Source organism: Kineococcus rugosus (assembly GCF_050871975.1).
GTDB lineage: Bacteria > Actinomycetota > Actinomycetes > Actinomycetales > Kineococcaceae > Kineococcus.
In genome coordinates this window covers 52,653-67,391 of record NZ_JBJLSJ010000009.1, presented here as the reverse complement: position 1 = coordinate 67,391, position 14,739 = coordinate 52,653, and the positions used below count along the sequence as shown (strand labels likewise).

12 protein-coding genes are annotated in these 14,739 nt (G+C 72.7%); 8 read left to right on the top strand and 4 right to left on the bottom strand.

From position 1 onward, the window contains the following. The first annotated feature begins 34 nt into the window (after positions 1 to 34). From ACRYM6_RS06875 to ACRYM6_RS06860, 4 genes are all read left to right on the top strand, one after another. On the top strand, positions 35 to 691 hold the full coding sequence (locus ACRYM6_RS06875; RefSeq protein WP_432542031.1) for a TetR/AcrR family transcriptional regulator: 657 nt from the start codon (positions 35 to 37) through the stop codon (positions 689 to 691). A gap of 113 nt (positions 692 to 804) precedes the next feature. Continuing rightward, positions 805 to 2,133, top strand: coding sequence for a cytochrome P450 (locus ACRYM6_RS06870; protein ID WP_432542029.1), 1,329 nt, complete (start codon positions 805 to 807; stop codon positions 2,131 to 2,133). Next, positions 2,133 to 2,333, top strand: coding sequence for a ferredoxin (locus ACRYM6_RS06865; RefSeq protein WP_432542028.1), 201 nt, complete (start codon positions 2,133 to 2,135; stop codon positions 2,331 to 2,333). Before ACRYM6_RS06870 ends, ACRYM6_RS06865 begins: the two co-directional genes overlap by 1 nt. Continuing rightward, positions 2,294 to 3,781, top strand: coding sequence for an NAD(P)/FAD-dependent oxidoreductase (locus tag ACRYM6_RS06860; protein WP_432542026.1), 1,488 nt, complete (start codon positions 2,294 to 2,296; stop codon positions 3,779 to 3,781). The genes ACRYM6_RS06865 and ACRYM6_RS06860 overlap by 40 nt, the downstream gene beginning before the upstream one ends. 217 nt (positions 3,782 to 3,998) lie before the next feature. On the opposite strand, the gene ACRYM6_RS06855 is transcribed toward ACRYM6_RS06860, so the two are convergent. The 3 genes from ACRYM6_RS06855 to ACRYM6_RS06845 form a co-directional block, all read right to left on the bottom strand. Continuing rightward, positions 3,999 to 6,317, bottom strand: a complete 2,319-nt coding sequence (locus ACRYM6_RS06855) for an MMPL family transporter (RefSeq protein WP_432542024.1) — start codon at positions 6,315 to 6,317, stop codon at positions 3,999 to 4,001. Between the two features lie 208 nt (positions 6,318 to 6,525). Further along, complete coding sequence (locus tag ACRYM6_RS06850) at positions 6,526 to 7,266, bottom strand: response regulator (protein WP_432542023.1); 741 nt, start codon at positions 7,264 to 7,266, stop codon at positions 6,526 to 6,528. Continuing rightward, positions 7,263 to 8,498: a sensor histidine kinase gene (locus tag ACRYM6_RS06845; protein ID WP_432542021.1), complete on the bottom strand. Its 1,236-nt coding sequence runs from the start codon at positions 8,496 to 8,498 to the stop codon at positions 7,263 to 7,265. The genes ACRYM6_RS06850 and ACRYM6_RS06845 overlap by 4 nt, the downstream gene beginning before the upstream one ends. Positions 8,499 to 8,989: 491 nt before the next feature. Between ACRYM6_RS06845 and ACRYM6_RS06840 the strand changes: the two genes are divergently transcribed. Then, positions 8,990 to 9,754, top strand: a complete 765-nt coding sequence (locus ACRYM6_RS06840) for an IS3 family transposase (RefSeq protein WP_432542019.1) — start codon at positions 8,990 to 8,992, stop codon at positions 9,752 to 9,754. 647 nt (positions 9,755 to 10,401) lie between these two features. Here the strand turns inward: ACRYM6_RS06840 and ACRYM6_RS06835 are convergent. After that, the gene (locus ACRYM6_RS06835) at positions 10,402 to 11,376 is read right to left on the bottom strand and encodes a LysR family transcriptional regulator (RefSeq protein WP_432542017.1); all 975 of its coding nucleotides are present in this window, start codon (positions 11,374 to 11,376) and stop codon (positions 10,402 to 10,404) included. A gap of 243 nt (positions 11,377 to 11,619) precedes the next feature. On the opposite strand from ACRYM6_RS06835, the gene ACRYM6_RS06830 reads away from it, so the two are divergent. From ACRYM6_RS06830 to ACRYM6_RS06820, 3 genes are all read left to right on the top strand, one after another. Next, positions 11,620 to 13,041 carry a CitMHS family transporter gene (locus ACRYM6_RS06830; protein ID WP_432542015.1) on the top strand — a complete coding sequence of 474 codons (1,422 nt, stop codon included), beginning with the start codon at positions 11,620 to 11,622 and terminating at the stop codon, positions 13,039 to 13,041. Between the two features lie 70 nt (positions 13,042 to 13,111). Beyond that, positions 13,112 to 14,434, top strand: a complete 1,323-nt coding sequence (locus ACRYM6_RS06825; RefSeq protein ID WP_432542014.1) for an acyclic terpene utilization AtuA family protein — start codon at positions 13,112 to 13,114, stop codon at positions 14,432 to 14,434. Next, complete coding sequence (locus tag ACRYM6_RS06820; RefSeq protein WP_432542013.1) at positions 14,421 to 14,726, top strand: AtuA-related protein; 306 nt, start codon at positions 14,421 to 14,423, stop codon at positions 14,724 to 14,726. The genes ACRYM6_RS06825 and ACRYM6_RS06820 overlap by 14 nt, the downstream gene beginning before the upstream one ends. Positions 14,727 to 14,739 lie beyond the last annotated feature (13 nt).

Genomic DNA, 14,739 nt, shown 5'->3' with positions numbered 1-14,739 from the left:
GCAGATTCTGACAGTGACGGTAGTGTCTGGTCCTGTGGAGATCAACATCCCCGCCGCACCGGATCGCCCAGCGGGTTCACCCCGCGCTGATCTGGCCCGCATGACGTTGAGCCGCGCAGCGATGAGCATCTTCGTGGACGACGGCGACGCGTCGGCGACGGTGGAGCGGATCTGCGCGGTGGCCGGAGTCTCGCCACGAACCTTCCACCGGCATTTCCCGGTCAAGGAGGACGTCGTCCTGCCGGTCCTGCGGGCAGGCACTACGGCGGCAGCGATGGCCGTACGCCACGCTGGTGTCGGGCGCGACCTGATCGACACCCTCGCCGATGCTCTTCTGGTGGAGGTGCACGGCGGCGCACTGGAGGAGCGCGAACGGGCGTTCTTGACGATCATGGCCACCACCCCGCAGTACCGCACGCGGTGGCTGAGCATGGACGCCGAACTGCTGGCCGCGGTTGCCGACCTGCTGCAGCACCACTTGCCCCCTACCCCTGACCCGCTGGTTACCCGGCTGGCGCCGGAGCTGGTTGTCACCGCCACGCGCGCTGCACTGGATCACTGGGTCACCGCTCAGCCGTGCGAGAGCGTGGGAACCTTGCTGCGCCGCGGTCTGCGCGTGGCCCTCAACGGCGTTCTGCACCTCGACGATCACTTTGACGATCACGTCGACGGCACAACTGGTCTTCAGTGATCCGCCGCGCCTGTGCCGGGTTCCGGTGGCGGAGCACTGTGCCGCGGCCCTCACGACCGATGACGACGACCCGAACCGGCTGACCGCACCGCCGGAAGCTCGGAAGGACGACGATGACGAACACGACCGGTTGTCCCTACACCGCTCCCGTGGAAGACCTTCCACGAGAGCGGTGCCCCTTCGACCCCGATCCGCGTTTCGAGCAGCTGCGCGATGAACGGCCAGTGACCCGCGTGAGCACGCCCTCAGGTTTGGACGTGTGGCTGGTCAGCCGTTACGAGGACGCCCGGGCGGTGCTGGCCGACGGCGACAGCTTCAGCAACGGCGACTCCAGCTCCTCGCACCTGATCGGTGACCCCGCCGGACTGGGCGGGCCGGCGCAGTCGGGGGTGCTGCTGCGCCTGGACGGTGAGGCCCACTCCTCCCTGCGACTGCGGCTGGCGCGGGAGTTCACGCCCAAGGCCATCGCCCGTCTCGAACCGTTCGTGCAGCGGCTGGTCGATGAGCACCTGCAGCGACTGCGAGCCACGCAAGGGCCGGTGGACCTGTACCGGGCGTTCGCCCTGCCGATTCCGTCGCTGGTCATCAGCGAGATGCTGGGTGTGCCTGAAGCCGAGCGGGAGAGCTTCTCCGGGATCACTGCCCGCCTCATCGACTTCAGCGTTCCCGCTGAGGAGCGCGACGCGGCCGCAGGAGAGTTGTTCGCCTTCCTGGGCCGGCTCGTGCAGTCCAAGTTCGATGCCCCCGGCGACGACTTGCTGGGCCGCTTGATCACCGACCCCCGCAACCACCCGGTCGACTTCGAAGAACTGGTGGGACTGTCGATCCTGTTGCTGACCGCTGGTCACGACACGACCGCGAACATGATCACTCTCGGTACGTTGCGGCTGCTGCAGGAACCGGAGCTCGCCGCCCGAGTGCGCGATGAGGACGCAGTACTGGGCACCGGAATCGACGAACTGGTGCGCTACCTGACCATCGTGCACCTGGGTGTCCTGCGCCGGGCGGTGCGGAACGTCGAGGTCGGCGGAGAGCTGGTGCACGCTGGCGAGTACGTGGCCGTCGCCTTGGAGTCGGCCAACCGCGACCCGCGTTCCATCGAAGATCCCGACCGCCTGGATCTGGACCGCCGCTCCGCGCACGTCGGGTTCGGCTACGGAGTGCACCAGTGCCTGGGCCAGCACCTGGCACGGCTCGAACTGCGCCTGACCTTGCCTGCGCTGCTGCGGGGTTTGCCCGGACTGCGGACGGTGCAGTCGTTGGAGAACATCCCCTACAAGAACGAGATGGTGGTGTACGGCGTGAAGGAACTGCTCGTCACGTGGGACCGCGACGGAGCCGCGACGGCGACCACGACCGGGACCACGGTGGGCGCGCAGGACAGCACACCGTCCGACCTGGATCTCGAAGCCGAACGCCAGGTCGTGGAGGGAACCCGCTGATGCGCGTACACGTCGAAACGCAGTACTGTGTCGCGGCCGGGGTGTGCGTCCTGGCTGCGCCCGACGTCTTCGACCAGGACGATGACGAAGGCCTGGTCGTCGTCCTCGACGAAGCACCAGCGGAGGGCCAGCGTGCTGCAGTGGAAGAAGCCGCTGCCCGGTGCCCCGCACGAGTGATCCGGGTCGTGAACGAGGCGTGAGCACGCCCGCTCACCGAGCCCCTCAGGATGGCACGACCACGGCAGCCGCCAGCCACCGTGAGGGCGGCCGGGACGGGGATGGTCCACGCGAGAACGGCCGCAGCGACGGCAGGCACGGTGGGGACCTGCGGTCAGTCGACAGCTCAGCGTGCAGCGAGGCCACCCAGAGCCGCGTCGTCGTGGTGGGGGCATCAGCGGCGGGTCTGTCGACGGTGGAGGCGCTGCGACAGCAGGGTCACCGCGGGCCGGTGACGCTGGTGGGTGCCGAGCCGTGGGCTCCCTACGACCGTCCGCCGCTGTCCAAGCACCTGCTGACCCTGGTAGCGACGGCACAGGGTGCTCGACACCCCGGTACAGATGCGGACAGCCCCTCAGCCCGCACGAAGTCGTTGGACGGGGCCTGGAAGCAGGTCCGTCTTCGCAGCGGAGAGGAGTTGACCGAGCTGGGTGTGCAGGTCCGCCTGGGCTCTCCGGCGGTCGGGCTGGAGGTTGCCGCCCGTCGCGTGCACCTCGCCGACGGTGAGCACCTCGACGCCGACCACGTGGTGATCGCCACAGGGGTGGCGGCGTGTGGGCTGCCGGGGACGCCGCAGCGGCCGGGAACACCGCCGCTGCGGGGCGTGCACCGCTTGCGGACCCTCGAGGACGCCGTGGAGTTGGGGGCGCAATTGCGCCAGGGGGCGCGCCTGGTGGTCGTTGGCGGCGGACTGGTGGGCAGTGAGGCCGCCGCGGTCGCGGCGACGCTGGGGATGCAGGTCCATCTCGTGCACCGGGGTGAGCAGCTACTGGGTCATGGTCTGGGTGCGTCAGTGACCGACTTCGTGCGCCGCCTGCACCTCGAGCACGGTGTTGACGTGCGTCTTCGGACTGCGGTCGCCAACATCGAGGCGCACGCCGGAGGTGTGCGGGCGGTGGTTTTGAGTGATGGGACACGCCTGCCGGCCGACGCGGTGCTCATGGCGGTGGGTTCTCGCCCGGTGGTCGACTGGCTCAGCGGCAGCGGTCTCGACCTGAGTGACGGGGTCAGCTGCGATGCGACGCTGAGCGCCGCTGAGGGCGTCTACGCCGCAGGAGACGTGTGCCGATGGCCGCACCCGCGCACCGGTCGCCCGGCCCGCGTTGAACACCGCGCCAACGCCACCGAACAGGGCATCCATGTCGCAGGACGCATCCTGGGGTTGCACGCCGATCCCTTCGCGGCGCTGCCCTACTACTGGAGTGAGCAGTACGCGGCCTCCTTGCAGGTGCACGGTTGGCCCCAGGGACACGACGAAGCCGAGGTGGTGCACGGCTCCCCCGAAGAGAGGCGCTTCGTGGTGGCCTACCGTCAAGGCCCGCGCCTGACGGCAGTGCTCGCGGTGCGCAGCGTGAAGGCGGCCCGCCCATGGCGGGCCGCCTTGGCCGACGGAGCTTCGTGGCACCAGGCCTACGGCGAACTCGCTGCCTGACCCCTCCCCTGCCTCGTGTGGCGCATCAGTCCTGGTGCCTGACCTGCCAGGGCGAACTGGATGGCCAGAGCCGACGCCTGATGGGCGCACCGAAGAGGAAGGACCGACGAGCAGGGGTGACGAACAGGGGTGACGAACAGGGGTGACGAACAGGGGTGACGAACAGGGGTGACGAACAGGGGTGACGAGCCAGAGCTCGCCACCCCTCCTCGGTGGGTCACGATCGGGAGCGTTCCCCCGTACCGGCGTTCTCACCGGCACGCGGCCGCATCAGAGTGCTTCCTCCCGCTGCCTGGCCGCCGCTACTGGCGTCCACAGCCGTTCGCGCACGTCCTGTGGCGTTCTCCAGAGCCAGCCCTTCGGTGTCCAGGTGCGGTAGGACGCGCTCCAGCCAGCGCGGCATCCACCACGCCGCACGCCCCAGCAGGGCCAGAGCGGCCGGGACGAGGACCATCCGGACGACGAAGGCGTCGGCGACCACCCCCACCGCCAGACCGAGGGCGATGGACGCCACCAGGGAGGAGTGGCTGAGGGCGAAACCCCCGAAGACGGCGGCCATGATGGACGCCGCAGCGACCACGACCGGGGCCGAGCGCGTGAAACCGTCGATGACGGCTCGGCGCGGGGACGCACCGCGCACGTGCGCCTCGTGCATGCGGGAGACGAGGAACACCTGGTAGTCCATCGCCAGCCCGAACAGGATGCCGGTGAGGATGATGGGCAGCAGGCTCAGCAGCGGGTTGCCCTGCGGGGCAGGGATGACGGCGTCCAGCCAGCCCCACTGGAACACCGCGACCGCCGCGCCGATCCCGGCGCCCAGGGAGAGCAGGAACCCCAACGTGGCGATGACCGGAACCAGGATCGAACGGAACATCACGATGAGCAGGACCAGGGCCAGACCGACGACGACGACCAGGTAGAGCGACAGTGCATCGCGCAGCTGCCCATCCGAATCCAGCCCCAGCGCGGTGGCCCCGGTGACCGACAACTGCACCCCGGGCACGTCGGTGGCGTGCTCGCGCAGGCTCACGATGAGGTCACGGGTGCGTTCGTCCAGCGGGCCGGTGGTGGCGACCACCTGCAGCAGGGCCGCGGCGCCGTCGGCACTGGGAAGCGCCGGCGTCACCGAGGCAACCCCGTCGACGCTGGCGATGAGTTCCTGCACCTGCGGCAGCGCCGGGACGAGGGTCGCCGCATCGCCTTCGGCCAGCACCACCAGCGGGTCCTGAGAACCGGCGCCGAACTCCTCGGCGATCAGGTCGTAGGCGGCGCGCTGGGTGCTGTCCGGGTCCTCCCCGCCGGGGTTGTTCAAGGTGGTGCTCAGCGACAGCACCGGCACCGCAGCCACCAGCAGCACCGCGGTCGCGGACAGGGCCGAGACGACCGGGCGGCGGGTGACCAGCAGCACCCAGCGCTGCAGGAACCCCGGCGTGGGGGCACGGTGCGCGGCTGCGTGCGAGTCGTCGTGCGTCGGCTCGTCCTGCTCGGCCGGGCGCAGGCCGGCCTGGTGACGGCGGCGATCACGTCGGCTCAGCGCGCGGTGGCCCGTGGCGGCCAGCAGGCCCGGCAGGAAGGTGAGGGTCATCAGCACCGCGACCAGGACGGCGAAGGCGGCGGCCAACCCCATCTCGGTGATGAAGGAGATCCCCACCAGGCTCAACCCGGCCAGAGCGATGATCACCGTGGCGGCGGCGAAGACGACCGAGGAACCGGCGGTGCCGGTGGCGCGCCCGACGGCGTCGAGGACCTCGCGCCCGGCCAGCAGTTCCGAGCGGAAGCGGGCGATGACGAACAGGCAGTAGTCGATGCCGACCGCCAGCCCGAGCATGACGGCCAGGATGGGGGTGGTGCTGCCGATGGGGTGGACCACCGAGGCGGCCAGCACCCCGAGGATCCCGACGCCGACGCCGAGCAGCGCACCGGCCATGTTGGCCCCGGCCGCGACCAGGGAGCCGAAGGTGAGCACGAGGACACCGAAGGCCAGCAGCGCGCCGACGATCTCGGTGGGGCCCAGGATCTGCGGGATCGGGTTGGCCAGGGTTCCCCCGACCTCGGCGTCGAACTCGTTCGCGCGCAGGGTGTCCGCCACGTCGACGACGCTCCGGTGCACCCGGTCGGCCTCGTCCTCGGAGACCGCCTCCACCGTCACGGTGGCCACGACGGTGCTCCCGTCACCGGACACGGAGGGGTTCGCCGGGTCCAGCGGGTCGCTGACCGACGTCACGCGCGGGAGGTCCCGGAGCTGCTGCAACGCCGTCTGCAGCTCCTGGGCGTTGGCCGGGTCGCTGATCGCGCCCGACTCGGCACGGGCCACCAGCTGCAGGGAGGGGTCGCCCGGCCCGCTGGGGAAGTCCTCCTGCACCGTGGACAGCGCCCGGCTGGACTCCGTGCCCGGGACGTCGAAGGAGCCGTCGCTGAAGCGCATGCCGGTCAGCGCGGTGACGACCAGGACGCCCAGGGCCAGCAGCCAGCCGACGAGGAAGGCGGTGCGGTGCCGGGCGCTGAAGGTGCCCAGCCGGTAGAGCAGACGAGCCACGAGGAACCTCTCCGAGGGCGCAGCACCGGACCGGCGAGGTGGCCGGGTGGTCGGTGAGCGCGGGAACTCTGACTCCACCACGTTCGCCGTCGGGGCGGGGTCGTGTCGTCGTCCGACCGGAGCGCGCCGGTCCTCGCCGGGGAGTACTCCCACGGGAGTACGCGGGACGCCGGTGGGCGCACCGGGACGGGGTGGGACGGTGCGCCGCTCAGCGCGGCGGGTCGGCGATCCCGACGCGGTAGGCGATGGCGACCAGCTGGGCACGGTCCCGCACCCGCAGCTTGGTCATGGCCCGCGAGACGTGCGTCTTGACCGTCAGGGGGGAGATGAAGAGGTCCTGACCGATGCGGGTGTTGTCCCAGCCGCGGGCGACGGCGGCGACGACGTCGCGCTCGCGGGCGGTGAGCAGCTCCGCCCGGGCGCGCAGCTGAGCGACCTCCGCCGCCCCCTCGCCCTCCCCTGCTGGGGTCTGGGCGCGGTCGTCGGCGGGGGCGGGGGTGGGCGCGGGGGTGGGCAGGCCCGCGACGACGGCCCGCAGGGCGCGCTGGGACAGGGCGATGTCGCCGGAGGCCACGCTCGTGATGGCCTGCAGGATGTCGTCGGGGTCGCTGGCCTTGCTGAGGAAGCCGTCGGCGCCGGCGGCCATGGCCTGCACGACCTCGGCGTCGCCGTCGAAGGTCGTCAGCACCACGACCCGGACGGCGGCGAAACGTTCCTGGGCCCGCAGGCGGCGCAGGACCTCCACGCCGCCGAGCACCGGCATCCGCAGGTCCAGCAGGACGACGTCGGGCTCGAGCCCCTCCACGAGCTCCAGCGCCTGCTGGCCGTCGGCGGTCTCCCCCACCACCTGCACCTGCGCGGAACCGGCGAGGATGCCGCTGATCCCCGACCGCGCCAGCGGCTGGTCGTCGACGACCAGGACCCGCAGCGCGGCTGCCCGCCCGGTCACGGCCGCACCGCCGAGGCACCGCGCAGCGGCAGTACCGCCTGCACCTCGAAGGTGCGGCCGGACGGACCGGCGATCAGCGTCCCCCCGAGCACGGAGGCCCGCTCGCGCATCCCCATCAGGCCGAACCCTCCGCTGATCACCTCGGTGGGCTGCGCACCGGTCCGGCCGGGCGGTGGGACGAACGCATTGCTGACCTGCAGCACCACGTCGTCCCCGACGGTGCTGAGCTCCACGCTGACCGGCCCGGTGCCGTGGCGGCGGGCGTTGGTGACCGCCTCCTGGGCGATGCGGACCAGGGCCACGGCGGTGGAGGCGGGCAGGGCGGAGACGTCTAGGTCAGGCGCCACGGTCACCGCTCCCCCCTCCACGCTCGTCTGGGCCAGCAGCGAAGCCAGGGCCGGGGCCGGGGCAGCGGCCGCAGGGTCCTGGTCGCGCAGGACGCCGAGGATCTGCTGCAGCTCCACGAGGGACTCCCGGCTCGCGGTGCGGATGGCGACCAACGCGGCGGCGGCGTCCTGCGGGCGCTGAGCCAGGGCCCGTTCGGCGGCACCGGCCTGCAGGGAGATGCCGGAGATGGTGTGCGCGACGGAGTCGTGCAGGTCCCGGGCGATGCGCAACCGCTCGGCGGTCAGGTGCTGCTCGATCTCACCGTCACGCACGGCCAGGGCGGCGGCGGCCCTGTCCACCAGCGCCTGCACCGTCTCGTGCTGGGCCCGCAAGGCCGTGGCCGCGCCCGCCACGGCGGCGGTCCACAGCAGCACGGCCAGCGCGGTGGGGTCGATCGGGGGGATGCGGTAGGCGCCGACGGTGACGACGTACAGGCCCGCGGCGAGCACGGCGGCCACCGTCAGCGACCACCGCCGCCGGCAGCGCAGGGGAACGGCGAACAGCGCGACCTGGGCGGTGACCCACAGCCCCACGGGGGAAGCCGGGTGCCACCACGGCACGGTGACCGACGCCAGCACCAGGAGCAGCACCGCGCCACGCGGCGCGCGGCGACGGGCGGCGGCGACGACAGCACCACCGCAGGTGGCGGCCACCTCCAGCACGTCCGCACGCTCGACGAGGAAACGGGCGACGACGACGACGAGTGCGGCGATCAGGACCACGTCCAGGCTGCGCTCCCACACCCGCGCGGTGGGCCACAGCTCGCCTCGGGGCAGCCGTTCCAGCTCGCCGGCGACGGACCGCGTCTGCCGCGGTCGGTCGGAGGTCTCAGCCTGCTGACGCACCTTCGAGAGGGTAGTCGCGCTGACCGGCGGCTCGAGTTCCCACCTCGGACAGGTCTACGGACGGGCAGGGCTCGATGCGGTCCACGACTCGGTCGGTGACCGCGCCGCGGTGGGGACCCCCGACGGTGCGACCTGCGCAATGCGACGACGACACCGTCGGAACCACCGAGGACGTCCTGCGGAGTCGGATCGACGCCTGGATCCGTGGGACCTGCCGTCGTCGTGTCGACTCGGCACCCGGCCCTTCGGCCGAGGCTCGACCTCCTTCCTCCGGACACCGACCTGAGGTGGTGACGTCGCCCGGAGAGGGATCTCCATGATGCCCGGACCCCACCCGCCGGAGTTCCGTCAGCGCGTCGTGGAACTGTCGCGGCTGCGTGAGCAGCCTCTGGGCAGGATCGCCGCTGACCTCGGGACCCCCGTGAGTCCTGCCCGCGCCGCCGGGTCCGCCCGCCCGACGGCAGCAGTGGTGCTCGCCCCGGTGGACGCAGGTGCAGGCGGTGGACATCGACGTCCTCGAACGCGCCAGCGCCCACTCCACCCGCGAGTCGCTGCCAACTCCGAGGATCCCCCCGCCGGTCCGTGACCTCGCCGATGACGCGCTGCCCGTCGCGGTGACCTGCCGGGTGCTGGGGGTGTCCCGTTCGAGCCACTGCGCGTGGCGTGACCTCCCCGCGTCAGAACACTCCGCAGCCGATGCCGCGCTGACGCAGACCATCACGGAAGGGCATGCCTCCTCACGAGCCACCTGCGGTGCTCCTCGGGTTCACGCCGAACTGCCCTCGGGGCGAGGCGCCGCTCGTGGACGTGAGCGGGTCGCCCGGCCGGTGCGCGCTGCCGGCTTGGTCGGGGTCTGCCGTCGCCGTGAGCGGCCCGGATCCGAGCCGCTGCCGGCTCCCCGAGAAGACCTGGTGCGGCATCGCTCCCTCGCCGATGAGCCAGACCGCCTGTGGGTCTCGGACATCACCGGGCAGCCGCCAGCGAAGGTGCGGTGCACTGCGCCGCAGTGGTGGACGTCGTCAGCCGCACGGTCGTGGGCTGGTCCGCCGCCGATCGTCCGCCGCGAGCAGGTGGCCCCCTCCACGCCGAACTCGTCGTCCACGCCCTCGACACGGCTCGCTGGCGGTGTCGTCCGCAGCCGGGAACCATCGTCCGCGCCGCCCCCTCATCCCGGTTCACCTCGTGGAGACCCGGAGATCGGCTGCGGGTCGCTGGGTCAGATGAGCCGGGTCGCCCCAGCGTCGACGACGGGTTGAGGGAAAGTTCTGGGTCCACGGCGCAGCGCGAACGAGCTGGACCGCCGCACCTGGTCCACGAGAGCCGAGCTGGAGTCGGCGATGTTCGATGGTGGCACCTCCCACGAAGCGGGGGAGGGATCGAGGCGTTCTGCCAACCCCGTCGACGTCACTCCGGCATCGGCTACCTCAGCCCCGTCGAACACGAAGTCCTTCACACCGCGGCGATCGCTGCGGCATGATCAGGTCATCCACCTGTCCGGGAAACCGGGTCGAGCTCCCCCACCGCTGCCTGATCCTGGACATCGCCCGGCTGGACGGACGCTGCGGTCGTGGCGGACCGAAGTGCTGGCCTGCTTCGACGACTACCGCACCCGCATCCTGCTCGCCGCTGACGACACCCGCCCCTGGGTGAGCCCGTGGCGCGGACCACGGCGAGCTACCCACCCATGGGTCCGAAGAGCCTGGTTCTTCCAGGCAGCTCGCTGGAGCTGGACGTGGAGGGGGCCGGGGTGTTCGGGAACCGCACCTGGCAGGTCGAGTTCACTGGATCGACGCGCTTGCGCTCGTCGTGTGGTCTGACGGGCAGCAGTGCCCACGCAGGTTCCTGCCCGACTGCGCTGTCGCACCCGCCGCTGACCGGTCGAGCGTCGCCCCGGCTGGTGAGCTCACTGGTCGGCCGAGTCGTCCGCCGGCTGCGCCGGGGTCCAGCGCGCTCCCGGCGGCAGTGCCGAACCCTCTCGCGCTGCGGCGTGCACGGCGCGGGCGAAGCGGGCCGCCGGGCGCGACAGGGGGCGGCTGCGGTGGTGCACCACGCAGATCGAGCGCTCGACGACCGGGTCGTGCAGCGGGACGGCCACCAGCCCGGCGAAGGCCACCATCGGCAGCACCAGCGCCGGTGCGGCGCTCACGCCCAGACCCGCGGCGGCCAGCCCCGCCACCGCGCCGACGTTGCGCGCCCGGGTCAGCGGACCCAGCCGCACCCCCGCGGAGGCCAGCGCGCGCTCCACGTGCTCACTGATGCTGCTGGTGTCGCCGAAGGCGATGAAGTCCTCCCCGGCCAGGTCCGCCCAGGTGGCGTGCGCGCGCCCGGCCAGGCGGTGGTCCGGACGCACGAGGGCGCAGAAGGCGTCCACGGCGATCTCGCGCACCACCAGCTCCTGCTCGGCGCGCCCGTGGGGGTCGTCGCGCGCGCCGGGGGCGACCGTCACGGCGAGGTCGGCCGTGCCGGCGTGCAGCCGCGTGAGGATCTCCGCGGACATGCTGTCCTCCACGTGCAGGCGGATGCTGGGCGCCTGGGCGCGGAAGGCGCGCGCCACGGGTGGCAGCAGCACCGCCGCCAGCGAGGGCAGCGTGGCCAGCGAGACGCTGCCGCGGTTGCCGGCGAGGTACCCGGCGAAGTGCTGCAGGCCCCCGTCGACGTCGTCGAGCAGGCGCCGGGCCAGGGCGGTGAACTCCTCGCCCTCCGGCGTCAGCAGCACCGCTCGCCCTGTGCGCTCGAACAAGGGCACTCCCAGGCGGGCCTCGACCTCTGAGACGGTGCGGCTCAGGCTGCTCTGCGCGACGTGCTGGTGCGCGGCGGCGGAGGTGAACCCGCCGTGCTCGGCGACGGCCAGCACCGCCCGCATCTGACGCAGGGACACCTCCGGCGTCGTCCTCGGCGCCGTCCTCGGCGTCGTCCTCGGTGTCGCTCCCGCGTCCACGTCGTCCTCCCCGTCGCCGACCGGTTCCCCCGCGGGCCGGTGCACCCGGCCGGCGGCCACCGTAGCGTTGCACTCAGCGCATGGGTGGATGAGGAACCGGTGTTGGACGTGCATGGCCGGAGGACGGGAAGGTGGGGCCGGCGCACGCCGACGTGCGCGCTGGGTCCGTGCCGGAGGTCGATGATGCTCGCCGCAACAGGTTTCCTCGCCGTCGCCGTCTTCCTGGCCGCTGTGCTCTCGCGGCGCGTGTCGGTGCTGCTGGCCCTGACGATCGTGCCCGTCGTCGCGGCGGTCGTGGCCGGTCAGGGCACCCGGCTCTCCGAGCTGATCACCGGCGGGCTGGAGACGGTCGCGCCGGTGGCCATCATGATCACCTTCGCGGTCCTGTACTTCTGCCTGATGATCGACTCGGGCCTGTTCGACCCGCTCGTGCGCCGCGTGGTGCGCTTCGCCGGCGGCGACCCGGTGCGCATCTGCGTGGGCACCGCCGTGCTCACCGTGCTCGTCGCCCTCGACGGTGACGGCACCTCCACGTTCCTGATCACCGTGACGGCCATGCTGCCGGTCTTCCGCCGCCTGGGGATGCGCCCGGTGGTCCTGGCCGGGATCGTCGGCCTGGGTGCGGGCGTGATGAACATGGTCCCCTGGGGCGGGCCCACGGCCCGGGCCATGGCCGCCCTGGACCTGACCTCCGGGCAGGTGTTCACCCCGCTGCTGCCGGCGATGGCCGCCGGGATCGCCTGGGTGCTGCTGGCCTCCTGGCTGATCGGCCGCTCCGAACGCCGCCGCCTGGGTGGCGTGCAGCTCCCGGGCGTCGCGGGTGGCGCCGCGTCCACGGGAGCCCGGAGCCCCGGGGACACCGGTGGGACCGGTGGCGCGGGTGGGCAGGGGCTGAACCCCGGGGGCACCGCAGTGGGCACCGGGCCCGTGGCAGGCCGGGTGCAGACGGTGCCGGTCAGCGCGCCGGTGGTGGCGGGGCGCGCACAGCGCTGGCGCCTGGTCGCCAACACCGTGCTCACCCTGGTCCTGGTCGTGGTGCTGCTGCTGCAGCTGGCCGAGCTGCCGGTGGTGTTCATCAGCGCGTTCGTGCTGGCGCTGCTGGTCAACCGCCCTCGCTGGAGCCAGCAGCAGGAGCTGCTGCAGCAGCACGGGCACAACGTCGTGATGGTCACCACCATGATCTTCGCGGCGGGGGTGTTCACCGGCGTGCTCGGCGGCACCGGGATGATCGAGGCCATGGCGCGCGCGCTCGTCGGCGTGGTGCCCGGCAGCGCCGGTGGCCTGCTGCCGGTCCTCGTGGCGGTGACCAGCATGCCGCTGAGCCTGGTGTTCACCCCCGACGCCTACTACTTCGGGGTGCTGCCGGTCCTGGCCGAGACCAGCGCCGCGCTGGGCGGGGACCCCGCGGAGATCGCGCGGGCGGCGGTGCTGGGGCAGATGACCACCGGGTTCCCGCTGAGCCCGCTGACCGCCGCCACGTTCGTCCTGATCGGGTTGACCGGCGTCGACCTCGGCGCGCACCAGCGGTTCCTGTTCCGCTGGGCGTTGGGCACCACGCTGGTGATGACCGCGGTGGCCCTGCTGACCGGGGCGCTGAGCTGGTGACGGGCGCAGCGGGAGCGGCCGCGGCACACGGGGTTCACCACGGGGACGTGGAACACGGGGAGGGTGTCCGGTGAGGGTGCGGATCGGCAGCGGGGCGGGGTTCTCCGGGGACAGGGTGGAACCGGCCGTGGACCTGGCCGAGCGCGCAGGGCTCGACGACCTGGTCCTGGAGTGCCTGGCCGAACGCACCACTGCGCTGGGCCAGCAACGACGTCTGGCCGATCCGGCCACCGGTTACGACCCGCGCTTGAGCGCCCGGCTGGGCGCCCTGCTCCCTGCCGCGCTGCGCGCCGGGGTGCGCATCGTCACCAACATGGGTGCGGCGAACCCCGCCGCCGCCGGGGTGCTGGTGCGCGACCTGCTCGACCGGGCAGGCTCCAGCGCACCGGTGGCCGTGGTCACCGGTGACGACGTGCTCACCGCCATCGACCTGGACGCCCCGGCGAGCGAGGACGGGGTGCCGTTGCGCGCGCACGGCGAGGTGGTCTCGGCCAACGCCTACCTGGGCGCCGACGCCGTGCTGCCCGCCCTGGAGCACGACCCGGCCGTCGTCATCACCGGTCGTGTGGCCGACCCGGCCCTGTTCCTGGCCCCGCTGGCGCACCGATTCGGCTGGGACCTGCACGACCGCAGCAGCACCGGCCTGGACGTCGTCGCCGCCGGCACGTTGGTGGGGCACCTGCTGGAGTGCGCCGGGCAGCTGACCGGTGGGTACTTCGCCGACCCCGGCTCCACGGACGTGCCGCGCCTGGCCGAACTGGGTTTCCCCTTCGCCGACGTCGGCCGCGACGGCAGCGCCGAGTACGCCAAGCTGCCCGGCACCGGTGGGCGCCTGGACCGGCACACCGTGCGCGAGCAACTGCTGTACGAGGTGACCGACCCCACCGGGTACCTCACCCCCGACGTCGTGCTGGACCTGCGCGGGGTGCGGGTGCGGCACGTGGGCGCCGACCGCGTGCGGGTGGACGGCGCGCGCGGCCGGCCCCGCCCGGACCGCTTGAAGGTCACCGTCGGGTACCGCGCCGGGCACCGCACCGAGGCGGAGATCTCCTACGCCGGCCCCAACGCCCTGGCCCGGGCCCGGCTCGCCGCCGACGTCCTGGCCCGGCGAGTGCGCGCCCTGCCGCTGCGCCCGCGCATCGAGGTCCTGGGTCTGGCCGACGCCGCCGGCGACGCCGAGTGCCGGGTGCGCGTCGCCGCCCGCCACGCCCACCCGGACCTGCTGGACGCACTGGCGTGGGAGGTGGAGTCGCTGTACACCAACGGCCCCGCCGGTGGGGGCGGTGTGCGCGTGCACACCGCCGAGCTGATCGGGGCGGTGTCCACCACGGTGCCGCGCGCCGCCGTGCGCCCCGCCGTCACCGTCCTGGGGGCCACCCGTGCGCTTGCATGACCTGGCCCACTGCCGCGCCGGCGACAAGGGCACCGTGGCCACCCTGTCCGTGGTGCCCCACGACGACGAGCACTACTCCCTGCTCGTGGAGAAGCTCACGGCGCAACGGGTGCGCGAGCACCTCGCCCCCTGGGTCGCCGGTGAGGTCACGCGCTACGAACTGCCGCTCGTCAGCTGCCTGCAGTTCGTGTGCACCGACGTCGGCGACGGCGGGGTCACCACCTCCCTGGCGCTGGACACGCACGGCAAGTCCCTCAGTTCCCGCCTGCTGGCCTGCCGGCTGGACGACTGAGGACGCCACCGAC